The sequence below is a fragment of the Planococcus sp. RAB007_Raresut genome (genome assembly GCF_057369535.1).
Map to the genome: position 1 here is coordinate 311779 of NZ_JBXYIF010000006.1, position 12533 is coordinate 324311.

The 12533-nt window shown below is 47.1% G+C and carries 12 protein-coding genes; 5 read left to right on the top strand and 7 right to left on the bottom strand.

The features are described from left to right. Window positions 1-467 precede the first annotated feature (467 nt). From AC2Q9J_RS14405 to AC2Q9J_RS14415, 3 genes are all read right to left on the bottom strand, one after another. Entirely contained in the window at window positions 468-2420 is a 1953-nt protein-coding gene (locus AC2Q9J_RS14405) for a bifunctional 2',3'-cyclic-nucleotide 2'-phosphodiesterase/3'-nucleotidase (RefSeq protein WP_499040992.1), read from the bottom strand. 822 nt (window positions 2421-3242) lie between these two features. Then, window positions 3243-4451 carry an N-acetylglucosamine-6-phosphate deacetylase gene (gene nagA / locus AC2Q9J_RS14410; protein ID WP_499040994.1) on the bottom strand — a complete coding sequence of 403 codons (1209 nt, stop codon included), beginning with the start codon at window positions 4449-4451 and terminating at the stop codon, window positions 3243-3245. A 3-nt stretch (window positions 4452-4454) separates the two neighbouring features. Continuing rightward, the gene (locus AC2Q9J_RS14415) at window positions 4455-5429 is read right to left on the bottom strand and encodes a BadF/BadG/BcrA/BcrD ATPase family protein (RefSeq protein WP_499040995.1); all 975 of its coding nucleotides are present in this window, start codon (window positions 5427-5429) and stop codon (window positions 4455-4457) included. A gap of 244 nt (window positions 5430-5673) precedes the next feature. Here AC2Q9J_RS14415 and AC2Q9J_RS14420 point away from each other — a divergent pair, with 244 nt between their 5' ends. The 4 genes from AC2Q9J_RS14420 (at window position 5674) to AC2Q9J_RS14435 (ending at window position 6798) form a co-directional block, all read left to right on the top strand. Next, a complete protein-coding gene (locus tag AC2Q9J_RS14420; RefSeq protein ID WP_499040997.1) occupies window positions 5674-5820 on the top strand; it encodes a hypothetical protein in 147 nt (48 codons plus the stop codon). Between the two features lie 60 nt (window positions 5821-5880). Further along, window positions 5881-6105: an SHOCT domain-containing protein gene (locus AC2Q9J_RS14425; RefSeq protein ID WP_499040998.1), complete on the top strand. Its 225-nt coding sequence runs from the start codon at window positions 5881-5883 to the stop codon at window positions 6103-6105. 15 nt (window positions 6106-6120) lie between these two features. After that, window positions 6121-6375: an SHOCT domain-containing protein gene (locus AC2Q9J_RS14430; protein ID WP_499041000.1), complete on the top strand. Its 255-nt coding sequence runs from the start codon at window positions 6121-6123 to the stop codon at window positions 6373-6375. A gap of 96 nt (window positions 6376-6471) precedes the next feature. Further along, window positions 6472-6798: a four-helix bundle copper-binding protein gene (locus tag AC2Q9J_RS14435; RefSeq protein WP_499041002.1), complete on the top strand. Its 327-nt coding sequence runs from the start codon at window positions 6472-6474 to the stop codon at window positions 6796-6798. A 64-nt stretch (window positions 6799-6862) separates the two neighbouring features. On the opposite strand, the gene AC2Q9J_RS14440 is transcribed toward AC2Q9J_RS14435, so the two are convergent. Then, a complete protein-coding gene (locus tag AC2Q9J_RS14440) occupies window positions 6863-7846 on the bottom strand; it encodes a F510_1955 family glycosylhydrolase (protein ID WP_499041004.1) in 984 nt (327 codons plus the stop codon). Between the two features lie 183 nt (window positions 7847-8029). On the opposite strand from AC2Q9J_RS14440, the gene AC2Q9J_RS14445 reads away from it, so the two are divergent. Then, window positions 8030-8791 carry an SDR family NAD(P)-dependent oxidoreductase gene (locus AC2Q9J_RS14445; RefSeq protein WP_499041005.1) on the top strand — a complete coding sequence of 254 codons (762 nt, stop codon included), beginning with the start codon at window positions 8030-8032 and terminating at the stop codon, window positions 8789-8791. Between the two features lie 61 nt (window positions 8792-8852). Here the strand turns inward: AC2Q9J_RS14445 and AC2Q9J_RS14450 are convergent, their stop codons facing one another. Genes AC2Q9J_RS14450 through AC2Q9J_RS14460 form a run of 3 tightly spaced genes read right to left on the bottom strand, consistent with a single transcriptional unit; the run spans window position 8853 to window position 12323 of the window. Further along, window positions 8853-10883, bottom strand: coding sequence for a TRAP transporter permease (locus tag AC2Q9J_RS14450; protein WP_499041007.1), 2031 nt, complete (start codon window positions 10881-10883; stop codon window positions 8853-8855). Further along, complete coding sequence (locus AC2Q9J_RS14455; protein ID WP_499041077.1) at window positions 10880-11305, bottom strand: DUF1850 domain-containing protein; 426 nt, start codon at window positions 11303-11305, stop codon at window positions 10880-10882. Before AC2Q9J_RS14455 ends, AC2Q9J_RS14450 begins: the two co-directional genes overlap by 4 nt. 28 nt (window positions 11306-11333) lie before the next feature. After that, on the bottom strand, window positions 11334-12323 hold the full coding sequence (locus AC2Q9J_RS14460; protein WP_499041008.1) for a TAXI family TRAP transporter solute-binding subunit: 990 nt from the start codon (window positions 12321-12323) through the stop codon (window positions 11334-11336). Window positions 12324-12533 lie beyond the last annotated feature (210 nt).

Genomic DNA, 12533 nt, shown 5'->3' on the forward strand with positions numbered 1-12533 from the left:
ACCAAGAACTGTTTTGATCGGGCGGCGCGCCGCCCAGGCAGCTGGCATGCGCCAGCTGCTTCAAACCAATCTTTTTTAGCTTCTTATTTAGCGTCATTTCAGATAAATATGAGCTGAAATCGGCTATCCGTCACTAAAAGCGATTTATACGTCAACAAAGTGACTCTCTACGACAACAAAATCAAGCTATCCGTCAACATAACTCTACTCCCTCTAAATAGAAGGTACCGAAGAAATGAGCTCAAAATAACAACACTTCCAGAACTGCTTCCTCCTCCACCTCTCCTCTTCTCAACCCCCACCCCAAGCAAAGGCGCGTTTATGGAGTGGCCGAAGCTACAAGACTGGCATCACTCCAGCCAGGCTTGTAGCGGGAGGCCTCTCCTGAGCGCCAAAGCGAATATCACCACAAACACATCAAAAAACCCACCCGCAATCCGCGGATGGGCCACACTCTCAAGATTTTATTAGTCTATCGCAATGCCATACTTCGCAAAACCGTTCACAGTCGGCGCAATATATGTGATGCCGCTGTCTGCCGGAATTTTGTCCTGTGCATTGTTGGATGTCTCAAAGACAATTGACTGCTCGCTTGCAACCGGTGCAAACGTCCAGTTGTCATCTGCAGAAGGATCGATCGTTTCTTGCTCTTCCAAATAATCAATGACTACTTGACGGTTCTCATAAGCATAGTCGATCACTTCCGTCGCGTTGACAACGCCTGGGAAGCTGCCGCTTGCGCGGTAATTATTCGTCGCTACCAGGAATTCCTGATTCGGGTCGATCGGCTCGCCTGCATAAGAAAGGTTCTTGATGCGGTTCGCGCCTTCATTGACTACATTGCCAGCCAAATCGTATTTCGCCGGCTGCGTTACATCGATTTCATACGTGACGCCGTCGATCACATCGAAGTTATACGTACGGAAATCGTTATTCACCAATTGCTGCTCGCCACTGGCATTCGGATCGATTTGATTGAATTGGCCAGCTGACATTTCAAGCCATTCCTGTACATCTGCACCCGTCATTTTCAATGCGAATGTCGTGTTATCGAACACGTAGAGGTCAGCGACGTTTTTAATCGCAATCTGCCCGGCTTCGATATTCGTGTAATAATCGCCGCCGTTACGGCCGCCTGCTTTGAATGGTGCCGCAGCTGAAAGAATCGGCAAATCTTCGTTCGCCGTGCCTGCCACTTGCTGCTCCACATACCAGCTCTGTGCGTTATTGACCAATTGAATGGATGGATCATCATTTACTAAAGCAAAATAACTATTGATCGGTGCTGTCGTTTCAGCAACCGGTGTGTTGACGTATTCAATCGTGCCTTCGTGCGCTTCCTTGACCGCTTCCACTACCTCTTCAGCAACTTCTCCAGTCGTTGAATCGATTTCACGCAGTTCCGCTTTCTCGGAAGTCACTACCCAACGCTTGCCGTTGCCGCGCGGGCTCAATGTCAAATCAATGACACCCAGATGGCTGCCGAAATTGCCGGCCATGACAACCGGTGTGCCGTTGATCGTACCTTGCTCCTGGTCAACATTCGGCAAATCGCCGTATGCGCCTGGGAATACATCATGGTCGTGGCCAGTGATGATGGCATCAACGCCTTCGACTTGGGAAATCTGATACGTTACATCTTCTTCACCGATTTCATGTGTTGCATCACCAATTCCTGAATGCGAAAGAACGACGATGACGTCAGCCCCTTCCGCTTTCATTTGCGGAATGAATTTCTCAACTGACTGCACTGCGTCTTCGGCAACGACTTTGCCTTCAAGATGCGTGCGGTCCCATTGAAGGATTTTCGGTGCAACAACACCGATGACGCCCACTTGCAGCGTGCGTGTTCTGCCCATCTGATCAACTACTTCTTTGTCGATCACAGTGTAAGGCTGGTATTTATTCTCCCCTGTTGCCGCATCCAGAACGTTCGCGTTCAAGACCGGGAACGGCGCATCATCCAATGCCTCATCCAAATAATCCAATCCGAAGTTGAACTCGTGGTTCCCGAGAGTCGACGCATCAAAATCAAGGGATTCCAGCGCCGCGTATGCCGGGTGCAATTCGCCTTCCTCGAGCGGATCTACCGATACTTTATACGCGCCGAATGGTGTCCCCTGGATCAAATCTCCATTATCCAATAAAACATTATTCGGGTTTTCCGCACGGGCTTCTTCTATTAATACACCCGTTTTCGCGAGCCCAAGCTCGTTGGACACTTTATCCTGATAATAATCATAATTCATGAAGTTCGTATGCAAATCTGTCGTGCCCATTATCCGAAGCGATACATCGATCGGCTTCAATTTATTGCCCTTATCCGGTTTTGCCGCATCCGCGACTCCTCCGGTAAACAAACCGCTTAAAGCTAATACCAGTGCCGCCAGCACCATCGCCAATTTTCTATGGATTGACATTCTTCCAGCTCCTTTTGCTTAGTTTGTGAATCAATTTAATTATACTAAACAGTTGGCCTTTAATAATCATTATTTGATAATTTAATAAATTTTACCTATTTGTAACAATGCGTTGGGCAAGGTTTTCAGGAATAAAAGCTGAATGCTTTTGAGATTGGCCTTATGGTTAGGGATATAGTCAGTTTGAGAGCTCGTTCAGCGAACTGGTACAGGCACTTTTTATAGAAATTTGCTGAATGTTAGATAAGAAGCGCAAATCGTAAGACAGAAAGGTGAAATCGTAAGACAGAAATGCAAAACCGTAAGATAAAAAACAGAAACCATAAGACAACAGAGCAAGAGCTGTTTTGATCGGGCGGCGCGCCGCCCTGGCAGCTGGCTTGCGCCAGCTGCTTCAAACCAAGCTCTTTTAACTTCTTATTTGGCGTCACTTCGGATGAATATGAGCTAAAATTGTCTATCCGTCATCAAACTCAGTTTATACGTCAACAAAACGAATCTATACGACAACAAAATCCATCTATACGACAACTCCTTCAAGCTATACGTCATCCTAACTCAACTCCCCCTAAATAGAAGGTACCGAAGAAACGAACTCAAAATAACAAACTTCCAGAACTCCTTCTTCTTCCAACCTTCCTCCTCTCAACCCCCACCCCGAGCAAAGGCGCGGTTATGGAGTGGCCGGAGCAACAAGACTGGCGTCACTGCAGCCAGGCTTGTTGCGGGAGGCCTCTCCTGAGCGACAAAGCGGCTATAACAAGAATAATTGCATTAAAAAACCCCCACAGACCAACATCTGCAGAGGACACTCTTCACCTATCAAAATTCATCTCTCACCCAATCATAAGCAAAACTCATCTTCCCCCTGCAAAAAGTAGAATGGACCTCAAAATCCTCCGACACCAGCACAATATCGGCGTCTTTGCCGCGTTCCAAACTGCCTTTGCGGTCAAAGACCCCAAGACGCCGCGCCGCATTTCCAGAAGACAGCGCAATCGCATCCATCCACGAAATATCAGCCGCCTCCTTCAATTGCCGCAAGCCTTCATTCATCTTCAACACACTGCCGGCAAGCGTGCCATCCGCAAGCAACGCTTCCTTACCAGAGACATTCACTTCCTGATCTCCGAGCGTATAGGAACCGTCTGGCAATCCTTTAGCTCGCATCGAATCGGTGATGAGCAATAAGCGCTCTGGACCCATTACCTGAACCATCAGCTTCAGCATCTCCGGCGCTAAATGGATACCGTCCGCAATGATTTCGCAGAACAATTCCTTGTTCAGCATACCTGCGCCCACTACGCCAATTTCCCGGTGATGCAAACCGCGCATCGCGTTGCCGTAATGTGTCAGGTGAGACAGGCCTGCTGATTGCGCCTCGCTGAGCGTTTTATAATCTGCCATTGTATGGCCGGCTGATGTGATGATACCGTGATCAGCCAATTTCCGAATGACTTCAAAATCCCGATCCCGCTCCGGCGCCATTGTAACGATCTTCAAATCTTCCAATGCTTCGCCGAACCATTCAACCAATAAATCCATCGACGGCTCACAGATATAAGCGGAAGGCTGTGCCCCTGCCTGGTTTGGATTGATGAACGGACCTTCCAGATGAAAGCCGAGCATTTCCGCTGCGACTTCATCGCTCCCGTTCATGAACTGTCTTCCATGCCGGATCGCTTTTACAACACGCTCCGGTGAATGCGTCAAAGTCGTCGCCAAAAAAGAAGTCGTCCCTTCTGCAGGCAATGCCGAAGCAATCGTGCTTGGCCCTGTGCTGTCATCATCCATAAAGTCCGCTCCCGCAGCGCCGTGAATATGTACATCAATAAAACCCGGCAGCGCTACGGAACCCCCGCCGGCAAAGCACTCGCCGGCAAATTCAGAAAGCGGCTCATTTAAAACAGCCGCAATTTTGCCGTCTTCCATTAGAATTGCACCTTTAGTCAAACGGCCCTCTTCTTGGACCAACCGAATATTTTCTATCAATGTTTTAACCATTCCGGACACCCGCTTTAATTGTTTCATTAGTTATTCCTGCAACTGCAGTTTCATCTGTTCCTTGAACGTTTCACTGATGGTTTGAAGGCCCATTTCTCTGAGACCCCCAACAATGGCGCCGCCAACAGGAGCAAATCTGGTTTCCCGGAAAACCACGTTTGGCAAGGATTTCTTGCTCAATTCATTTAAGTACCAGATAAATTGCTGTGGTTTGGTGAATACACCACCCGCTAAGACAATGGCCGTGGGGTGGTCTGGAGTGAACAATTTCTGATGGCAGGCTTCTATACATTCCATCATTTTTTCACAGGCTTCGCAGACAATCCCTTTCGCTACTGCATCACCGGCTTCAGCGGCGACTATGACGATAGGGCAAAGTTGTGCGATCAACTGCCGGGGGTACTCCAATCTGTATATTTCAGAAGTCAGCTCCCCAATATCGGATACTCCGAAGTGCTCAAAGATTTTTCCTTTCATACCAGTTGCCGGACCTCTGCCGTCATGATGATAAAAGACAGCACGCAAAGCTTTGTTCCCCAAGTAAAAAGCGCTTCCCGCATCATCAAATAAATAACCCCAGCCGCCGCAGCGTGCTATTTCTTCATCATAATTCACCCCAAATGTGATGGATCCCGTTCCGGCAATTTGAACAATTCCCGGATTGCCGAGCGTACCGGAATACAACGCATTATAGGCGTCATTTTTTACTACTATCTTTGTTTGGGCAGGCAATTGTTTTTCCAGAAATGCCGCGAATTCCTCTTCCATTCCACTTTCAATTACCCCGGCCATCCCAGCGAAACATATATCCAACTTAGAGAAAATCTCTGGATTTTGTTCTTCCAATTGGGCTATCAATGTCGATAGAACCTCTTCAAACAGCACTCTCGCCATAGTTGTCGGATTACTGCCCTGACCAAACGCCTGCATAAAAACTTTGCCATTCTCATCCGCAACGATACCGGAAGTTCTTGTGCCTCCCCCGTCTATTCCCAACACATACATAAATAGCGCCTCCGCTTTCTTGTTTCGCTTCTCTTACCCTCATTATAAATCGTTAAATACGTATAGCAAATTTCAGCTCAAATTAGTTAGTTTTTGCCGTCTGTAAGCATACTCAAAATAAAATTTATTCCCGCAGATTTTAATATATATTTATATTTTTTGTAAAATTCTGTTTTCATTGATGTATACTTAATTTAACTAAATGCATTTAATTAGTCTTTCAATAAAAGAGGAGGCAAAGTAAATGGATCTGCTTTTATTAAGTGCGGGGCTCGGCATGGAAACTTTTAATATCCCTGTCATTATCGGCATGGTGGCGGCACCGGTTTTATTGATTGGCGGCGCAGTCTGGCTTGCATTAAAAATGATCAAGCCAAAATCAGAGCAGTGATTTTAGCATTCAGGTTAAGAGAATCGCAAAAGGGAAAACATAGATAAAGGAGTGATTGGAATGGAGACGTATACGATAATCCTCATTATTTTAGTAGCGCTTGCAGCAATTGCAGTTGCCTTTTTCGCTGCTAAAAAAACACGGAAAACGAAAGGCGTGGATTCCGGAGTACCAACGACAGAGGAAGCACATTTGGAAGACCGGTTTGCGCGCGGAGAAATCACAGAGTCGGAATATCGCAGACAATTAAGGGAAATACAAGAGAAGCAGAATAAAAACGTGTAAGGGAGGCTGATGGTTTTGGAACTTGTTATACTATCCACATTCCCGGTCCCGCTTCGGCTGTTAGCCGGTCTTGGCGCATTGCTTGTCGGTGTACTGATCGCTTACTGGTTCTTCATGGCGAAAAATAATCCAAGGTCCCAAAAAGTGGATGAACTGCCTGCAAACAACGAAGAACGCAAACTGCAGGACCGTTACGACAAAGGAGAAATTACGGAAGAAGATTACAGGAGCAAGCGCCGTGAAGCGGATAATGATTCAAATTCCCGCTAGGAGATTGTTGCATCTCCCTGCGGATGTTTAAGTCTTCCCCGAAAAGGAAAAACTAAGATAATAGAGGCAAATAAATCTGAAACTGGAGGTTTTAATGTGGCACATGAACAACATGCAGAATTATTGAAGGTTTTGCACGAGTGCATGACCGAATGTAACCATTGTTTCGACGCATGCCTAAAGGAAGACGATGTTAAGATGATGGCTGAATGTATCCGTTTGGACCGTGAATGCGCGGATATGTGCGGCTATCTTGAACAGGCGATTTCACGCAACTCGCCGTTTGTTAAGGAATTGGCACAGGTTTGCGCAACAATTTGTGAAGCTTGCGGCAACGAATGCAAAAAACACGACCACGAACATTGCCAGCGCTGTGCTGAAGCTTGCTTCAAATGTGCAGAAGCTTGCAAGAATGTCGCATAATTCAAAGAAAATCCTCTTCCCCGTGTTTTGGGAAGAGGATTTTTTCATGCAAGCTTTCAGTTGCTTACTGAATCTGCCCTTCGTTCATAATTTCCTGCCACGACTCCCCGCCGTCTGTTGAAACAAAGGCATCGCCTTTAGCCGTGTTGAACGCAATCTCTCCATTATCCGCTGGATTGACCGCGATGTAGACAGCCCCGTCGTCTTTCAGATCCGGCAATGGAAGTGAAACTGATCCCCCTTCATCCAGACTATAAGATATTAAAGCCGCTTCCGTACCATGGCTGCCGTAATACAATTGCTCTTCTGTAAAATACACAGCCGTTCCGAATTCGCCTTCTTCCGTCAGCCGTTCAAATGTCGCTCCCCCATCTTTCGACAGAAAAACGCCGGTCGAACTTGCCGCTGCCAGGAATTGTGAATCCTCGGGGTGAATCGCCAGGGCCATCAAATCTCCGTCCAAGCCCTGCGGCTCCAGTCGATTCCACTCTTCTCCGCCATTTTCACCCAAATAAAACCCGGCTTCCAATTCCGAATTCGCCTGCGGGTTCATCAAGAATAAATCGTGGCTTCGGTACCCCGCCGCCATCCAGTGGAAATCCGTCTCTCCTTCAAAACCAAGCGACTCAAGCGATTGTCCGCCGTCTGTACTTTTCTGGATGCCGATCGGGTTCGGCAAATCCGAATCCATTCCCGGATGCCCAGATGTATAGAAACCTTCATCAACTGCATTGAAGCCCATATAATCGTTATACATTCCGTCCGTCTCAAACCAATTGCCGTCGCGGTAAACTTTCAATCCGGTATGCGAGGCAAAATACAATCCGCCTTCACTTTCAATATAGCCCATACCATGCACATGCGTCAGTGTTCCATCAAATGGCACCAAAAACTCTTCAACAGCACTGTTTTCCGCTTCCTTCTCCTGTTCGACAGTTTCTTCTTCAGGCGAAGCCGTATTTTTCGTTTCTTCATTATCTGAACCACCACTGCACCCTGCTGCAATGAAACCTGTTGCCAGCACAGTCATTAACAGTTTTTTATTCAAAATAAATCCCGCCCCTTCTAAGTTATAACCCGTTGTCTGTTTACTATTATAACGAAATCCCCCCTCTTTTCATCCTCTCCTGCTTGTCGGAAGTGTGGCAATCTGTACAAATTTATGATGCCGGTTTTGAATTTTTCAAATAGGGAAGCATTTAATTAATGACAATAAACAAGGAGGATTCAAATGGGCAGATTAGATGGCAAAGTAGCAATTATTACGGGTGCAGGCAGTGGGCAAGGTGCGGAAGAAGCGCGCATTTTTGCGAAAGAAGGCGCAAAAGTAGTCGCGACGGATATTCAGGTTGAAAAAGTCAAAGCAGTAGCCGAAGAAATTACAGGTTCGGGCGGCGAAGCTCTTTCCTTCAACCATGACGTAACGAAACAGGAAGACTGGGATATGGTCGTAAAAGAAACGGTTGACCGTTTCGGCAAAATCGACATTCTGATCAATAATGCCGGTATCGGCGGCGCTGAAGGGTTTGGCTTGATCGACACTGTCGATCTTGATGCCTGGAATAAATTCATGACGGTCAACGCGACCAGCAATTTCCTCGGCATAAAAGCTGTCGTTCCGGAAATGCGTAAAAACGGCAAAGGCTCTATCGTCAACATTTCATCCATGGCGGGTATAATCGGCGGCGCTGCTGGCGTTCATTACACAGCTTCAAAAGGTGCAACCCGTTTGCTGACGAAAGGTGCCGCGGTAGAACTCGGACCTGACAATATCCGTGTCAATTCAATCCATCCCGGCTTCATCAATACACCAATGACTTCTGTCGTCCTCGAGGACGAAGAAATGAAATCAGGTGCCTTGAAGGACATTCCACTCGGCATTGTCGGCGAACCGGAAGACGTTGCTTACTTGGCACTGTTCCTGGCTTCAGACGAAGCACGCTTTATCACCGGCGCTGAACACTTGATCGACGGCGGACAGACCGCTAAATAATTTCCCGGGAAATAATGAAAGGGCACGCCTCAATGGCGCGCCCTTTTTGCTTTTATTCTATTCAGCCAGATGAAACGGCTGCTTTATTCTCTCTTTTATCTTTGATGAAATTGAGGGCAAAGATGCCAAGCACCACTACAAGGCCAATCACGTCCGTAAAGGTTTCCGGAACAATCAGCAGTAAAGCACCGGCACCGAGCAGAATCGACGTCACAATATTCAACCGTGTTTTGAAGTAGCCTTCCACTGCCGCACTCAAACCGATGATGCCGATTATGGCGGTGAGGGTGATCAAGATAACTTCAATGGCTGGTGGGAATGCAAACTCCCTGGCGTTCATGGCGATCCCTTCTGTTTCAATCAGCAGCATCGCCGGATTATAGACAAAGAGATACGGAATGATGAAGCCGGCGATCGACAGTTTCAAGGCGTTGAAACCGGTCCGCATCGGATCTCCTCCGGAAACACCCGCTCCTGCAAACGCCGCAAGCGCAACCGGCGGCGTGATATTGGCGAAGATGCCGAAATAGAAAACGAATAGATGCGCGACTAATACCGGGATGCCGAATTCAGCAAGTGCCGGGGCAGTCATTGTCGCCGTGATGATATAAGCAGGGATTGATGGCAAGCCCATGCCAAGTACGATCGATGCAAGCATTGTCAGGAACAGTGTCCAGAACAGTGAACCTGCACCGAACGCAGTGATTGCTGAAGTCATGACTGTACCAAAGCTGGTCAGACTGACGACACCGATAATGATGCCGACGACCGCACAGGCGATCATAACGGACAACGACTGGCGCGCGCCGTTTTCAAGTGCTTCCAGAATATCCTTGAAGCCCATGCGCGTCGATTTGCGGATTGCCGCAACAAGTACAGTCAAAACAATTGTATAGAATGCGGATTGTGCAATCGGCAATCCTGTATAAAGCATGAAAACCAAACCGACAATCGGCAATAATAGATGTCCTTTTTCTTTCAGGACTTCTTTCGTCGCGGGAAGGTCCGCTTTTGGAATTCCTTTTAAATCGCGTTTTCCGGCACGGAAATGCACCTGCATGATGACGCCGAGGAAGTAAAGTACGGCGGGAATCAATGCTGCGAGCGCAATTGTACCGTAAGCGATGCCTGTTGTTTCAGCCATGATGAACGCGGAAGCCCCCATGATCGGAGGCAAAATCTGTCCGCCCACCGAGGCACTGGCTTCTACCGCGCCGGCAAAGTTTTTATTGTAGCCGATTTTTTTCATCAATGGAATCGTGAATGCGCCGGTTCCGACCACGTTTGCAATGGCTGAACCGTTGATGCTTCCCATGAATCCACTGGAAATGACCGCAACTTTGGCTGGACCGCCTTGTTTGCTGCCGGCAAGTGCCATGGCTAAGTCATTGAATAATTGACCCATTCCCGATTTCGCAAGGAATGCGCCGAACAGGATGAACAGGAAGATGAATTGCAGGGAAGCTGAAATGGCCGTCGAATAAAGGCCCTCTGTCTTCAAGTACAATTGGCCGAAAATATCGCCAAGGTCGAATGGTCGTGTCATCAACATGTCCGGTACCCATAAATAATGGCTGAAGAACGGATAGGCCAGGAAAATCAATGCCAAAATCGGCAGGATCCATCCTGTAATCCGTCTTGCTCCTTCAAGCACGAGCAAAACAGTGAGCACGGCCATGACGATATCCATGTTGTTCGGAATGCCGCCGCGTGTTGTAACAATATCATTGTATTCGTAAATGATATAACCAGCCGTCGACAAACTGAGCACAAAAAGAATCCAGTCATAGATCGGAATTTTTGAGCGGTCCTGTTTCTTGAATGTCGGATAGACCAGGAAAATCAGTGCCATACCGACAGCCACGTGAATCGATCTCGCCTGGAGGGCAGGAAGCGGATTAAATGTTACATATAAATGGAATAGCGAGTAGGCAATGGCAATCGCTGCTACTACAAGCACAAGCTTGCGGTTTTTGAATTTTCGGACTTTCGCGTCGACGTCATATTTTTCGAGGATCTCCTGATTCAGGTTCTTATCCTCGTCATGCGCTGAGACGCTTTCAATGTTCAGGTCCCGGTTGTCTTTGTTCATAACTGCTTCCCTCCAATATACTGCCAAAGATGAATCCGCTGGATGGATATGGTGACGAACTCGTAATCTTCCGTCAGCTCATACAGCGGAATCGTTCTGTCTTCAGTTAAAATCGTCGTTTGCGCATTTTCAGAGACGGTCAGGTTCATTTCGGGAAGATGCTGATTGATGCGCATATGAACAAACCCATCTTCCGCGGAAATGATTTCTCCGTCCGACGGCACGCCTGCCCCGAATGTTTTGAAGACCGTTTCGGTCAACAGCAGCTCTTCGCCGTCTCTCTCATACATTTCAAGCCATTCTTCCTTTTCGACGGAATGAATCCACTTCAAGGTGAATTCATCTTCCGTCAGAAAATAATCTTCATTGCCAAAATCGAAATGGATCACCGGCAGCTTGAAAAGCAGGAAAAAGAGGAGCACCAGCAAGCATGCTCCCCCCAATAAAACCTTATTGTTCACTGTAATAACGTTCGGCTCCTGGGTGAAGCGGTGCTACAAGACCTTCCTGTGCGGCTTCAAGTGAAATATCTGAAGCTGCCTGGTGGGAATTCTCTAAAGTATCGAGATTTTCAAAGAAAGTTTTTGTCAGCTTGTAGACGTCATCGTCACTCATATCCGATTTGACGATCAATGCGTTCATGATCGCTGCTGTCGGAATCGCTTCTTCGTTACCGTATGTGTCTGCCGGTATTTCAAGAGCTACAAAATAGGATTTGTCTTCTGCAATTTGTTCAACGTCTGCCGGGTCAATTGACACCATGCGGATATCAAGTGATTGCGACAATTCAAGAAGGGATGCATTCGGCAATCCGCTTGTCAGGAATGCTGCATCGATCTGGCCAGCGCGAAGACCATCTGCCGCTTCCGCATATCCAAGATAATCAACTTCGATATCGTCATATGTGATGCCGTGGCCTTCCAGAAGTGTACGGGCGTTCACTTCAACACCAGAGTTCTGGTCGCCTACAGCGATACGTTTACCGCGAAGATCTTCAAATGTTTCTATGCCTGAATCCGCCGTTGTTACGATTTGAACATAGTTCGGATAAAGTGCTGCGATCTGGCTGATTGTATCTGTCGGCTCATCAAAGCCTTCAGTTCCTTCAACCGCCTGGCTGACCACGTCACTCATCGTGAATGCCATTTCAATTTTATCTTCTTTGATCAAGTTGACGTTTTCAACTGATGCGCCAGTTGTCTGTGTACGGGAGTTAACGCCGTAAACATCACTGTAAGTGTCTGCAAGTGTGGTTCCGATAATGTTATAAGGACCTGATGCGCCGCCTGTCGCAATCGTTACGATATTCGACTCAAGGCTTTCGGAGTCTCCGCCTTCGCCTGAACCGCTATCCGATGATTCTTCTCCTCCACCGCATGCCGCCAATACCAATGCCGCAGCTGCCGACATCATGAAAACGCTTAACTTCTTCTGTTTCATGTCGTTGCCCCCTCTTTTAGTTTTTCTAATTATAGCGTATACATTTGAAAAACGGAAGGAATTTAACGGTATTTTCTTGTTATTCAGTTTTTATTGAATAATTTTACATTCTGAAACTAGTGCTTTAATTTAAATTAGTTTATATCAACATAAGGATTCGACAAAATAATCACTTATTTTTAGCGGTTTTATTGATATTCCAAGATAATA

Coding starts and splice junctions, on each gene's coding strand:
- AC2Q9J_RS14405 (WP_499040992.1), bottom strand. CDS start 2,420: ATGTCAATCCATAGAAAATTGGCGATGGTGCTGGCGGCACTGGTATTA.
- nagA (WP_499040994.1), bottom strand. CDS start 4,451: ATGAAACAATTAAAGCGGGTGTCCGGAATGGTTAAAACATTGATAGAA.
- AC2Q9J_RS14415 (WP_499040995.1), bottom strand. CDS start 5,429: ATGTATGTGTTGGGAATAGACGGGGGAGGCACAAGAACTTCCGGTATC.
- AC2Q9J_RS14420 (WP_499040997.1), top strand. CDS start 5,674: ATGGATCTGCTTTTATTAAGTGCGGGGCTCGGCATGGAAACTTTTAAT.
- AC2Q9J_RS14425 (WP_499040998.1), top strand. CDS start 5,881: ATGGAGACGTATACGATAATCCTCATTATTTTAGTAGCGCTTGCAGCA.
- AC2Q9J_RS14445 (WP_499041005.1), top strand. CDS start 8,030: ATGGGCAGATTAGATGGCAAAGTAGCAATTATTACGGGTGCAGGCAGT.
- AC2Q9J_RS14450 (WP_499041007.1), bottom strand. CDS start 10,883: ATGAACAAAGACAACCGGGACCTGAACATTGAAAGCGTCTCAGCGCAT.
- AC2Q9J_RS14460 (WP_499041008.1), bottom strand. CDS start 12,323: ATGAAACAGAAGAAGTTAAGCGTTTTCATGATGTCGGCAGCTGCGGCA.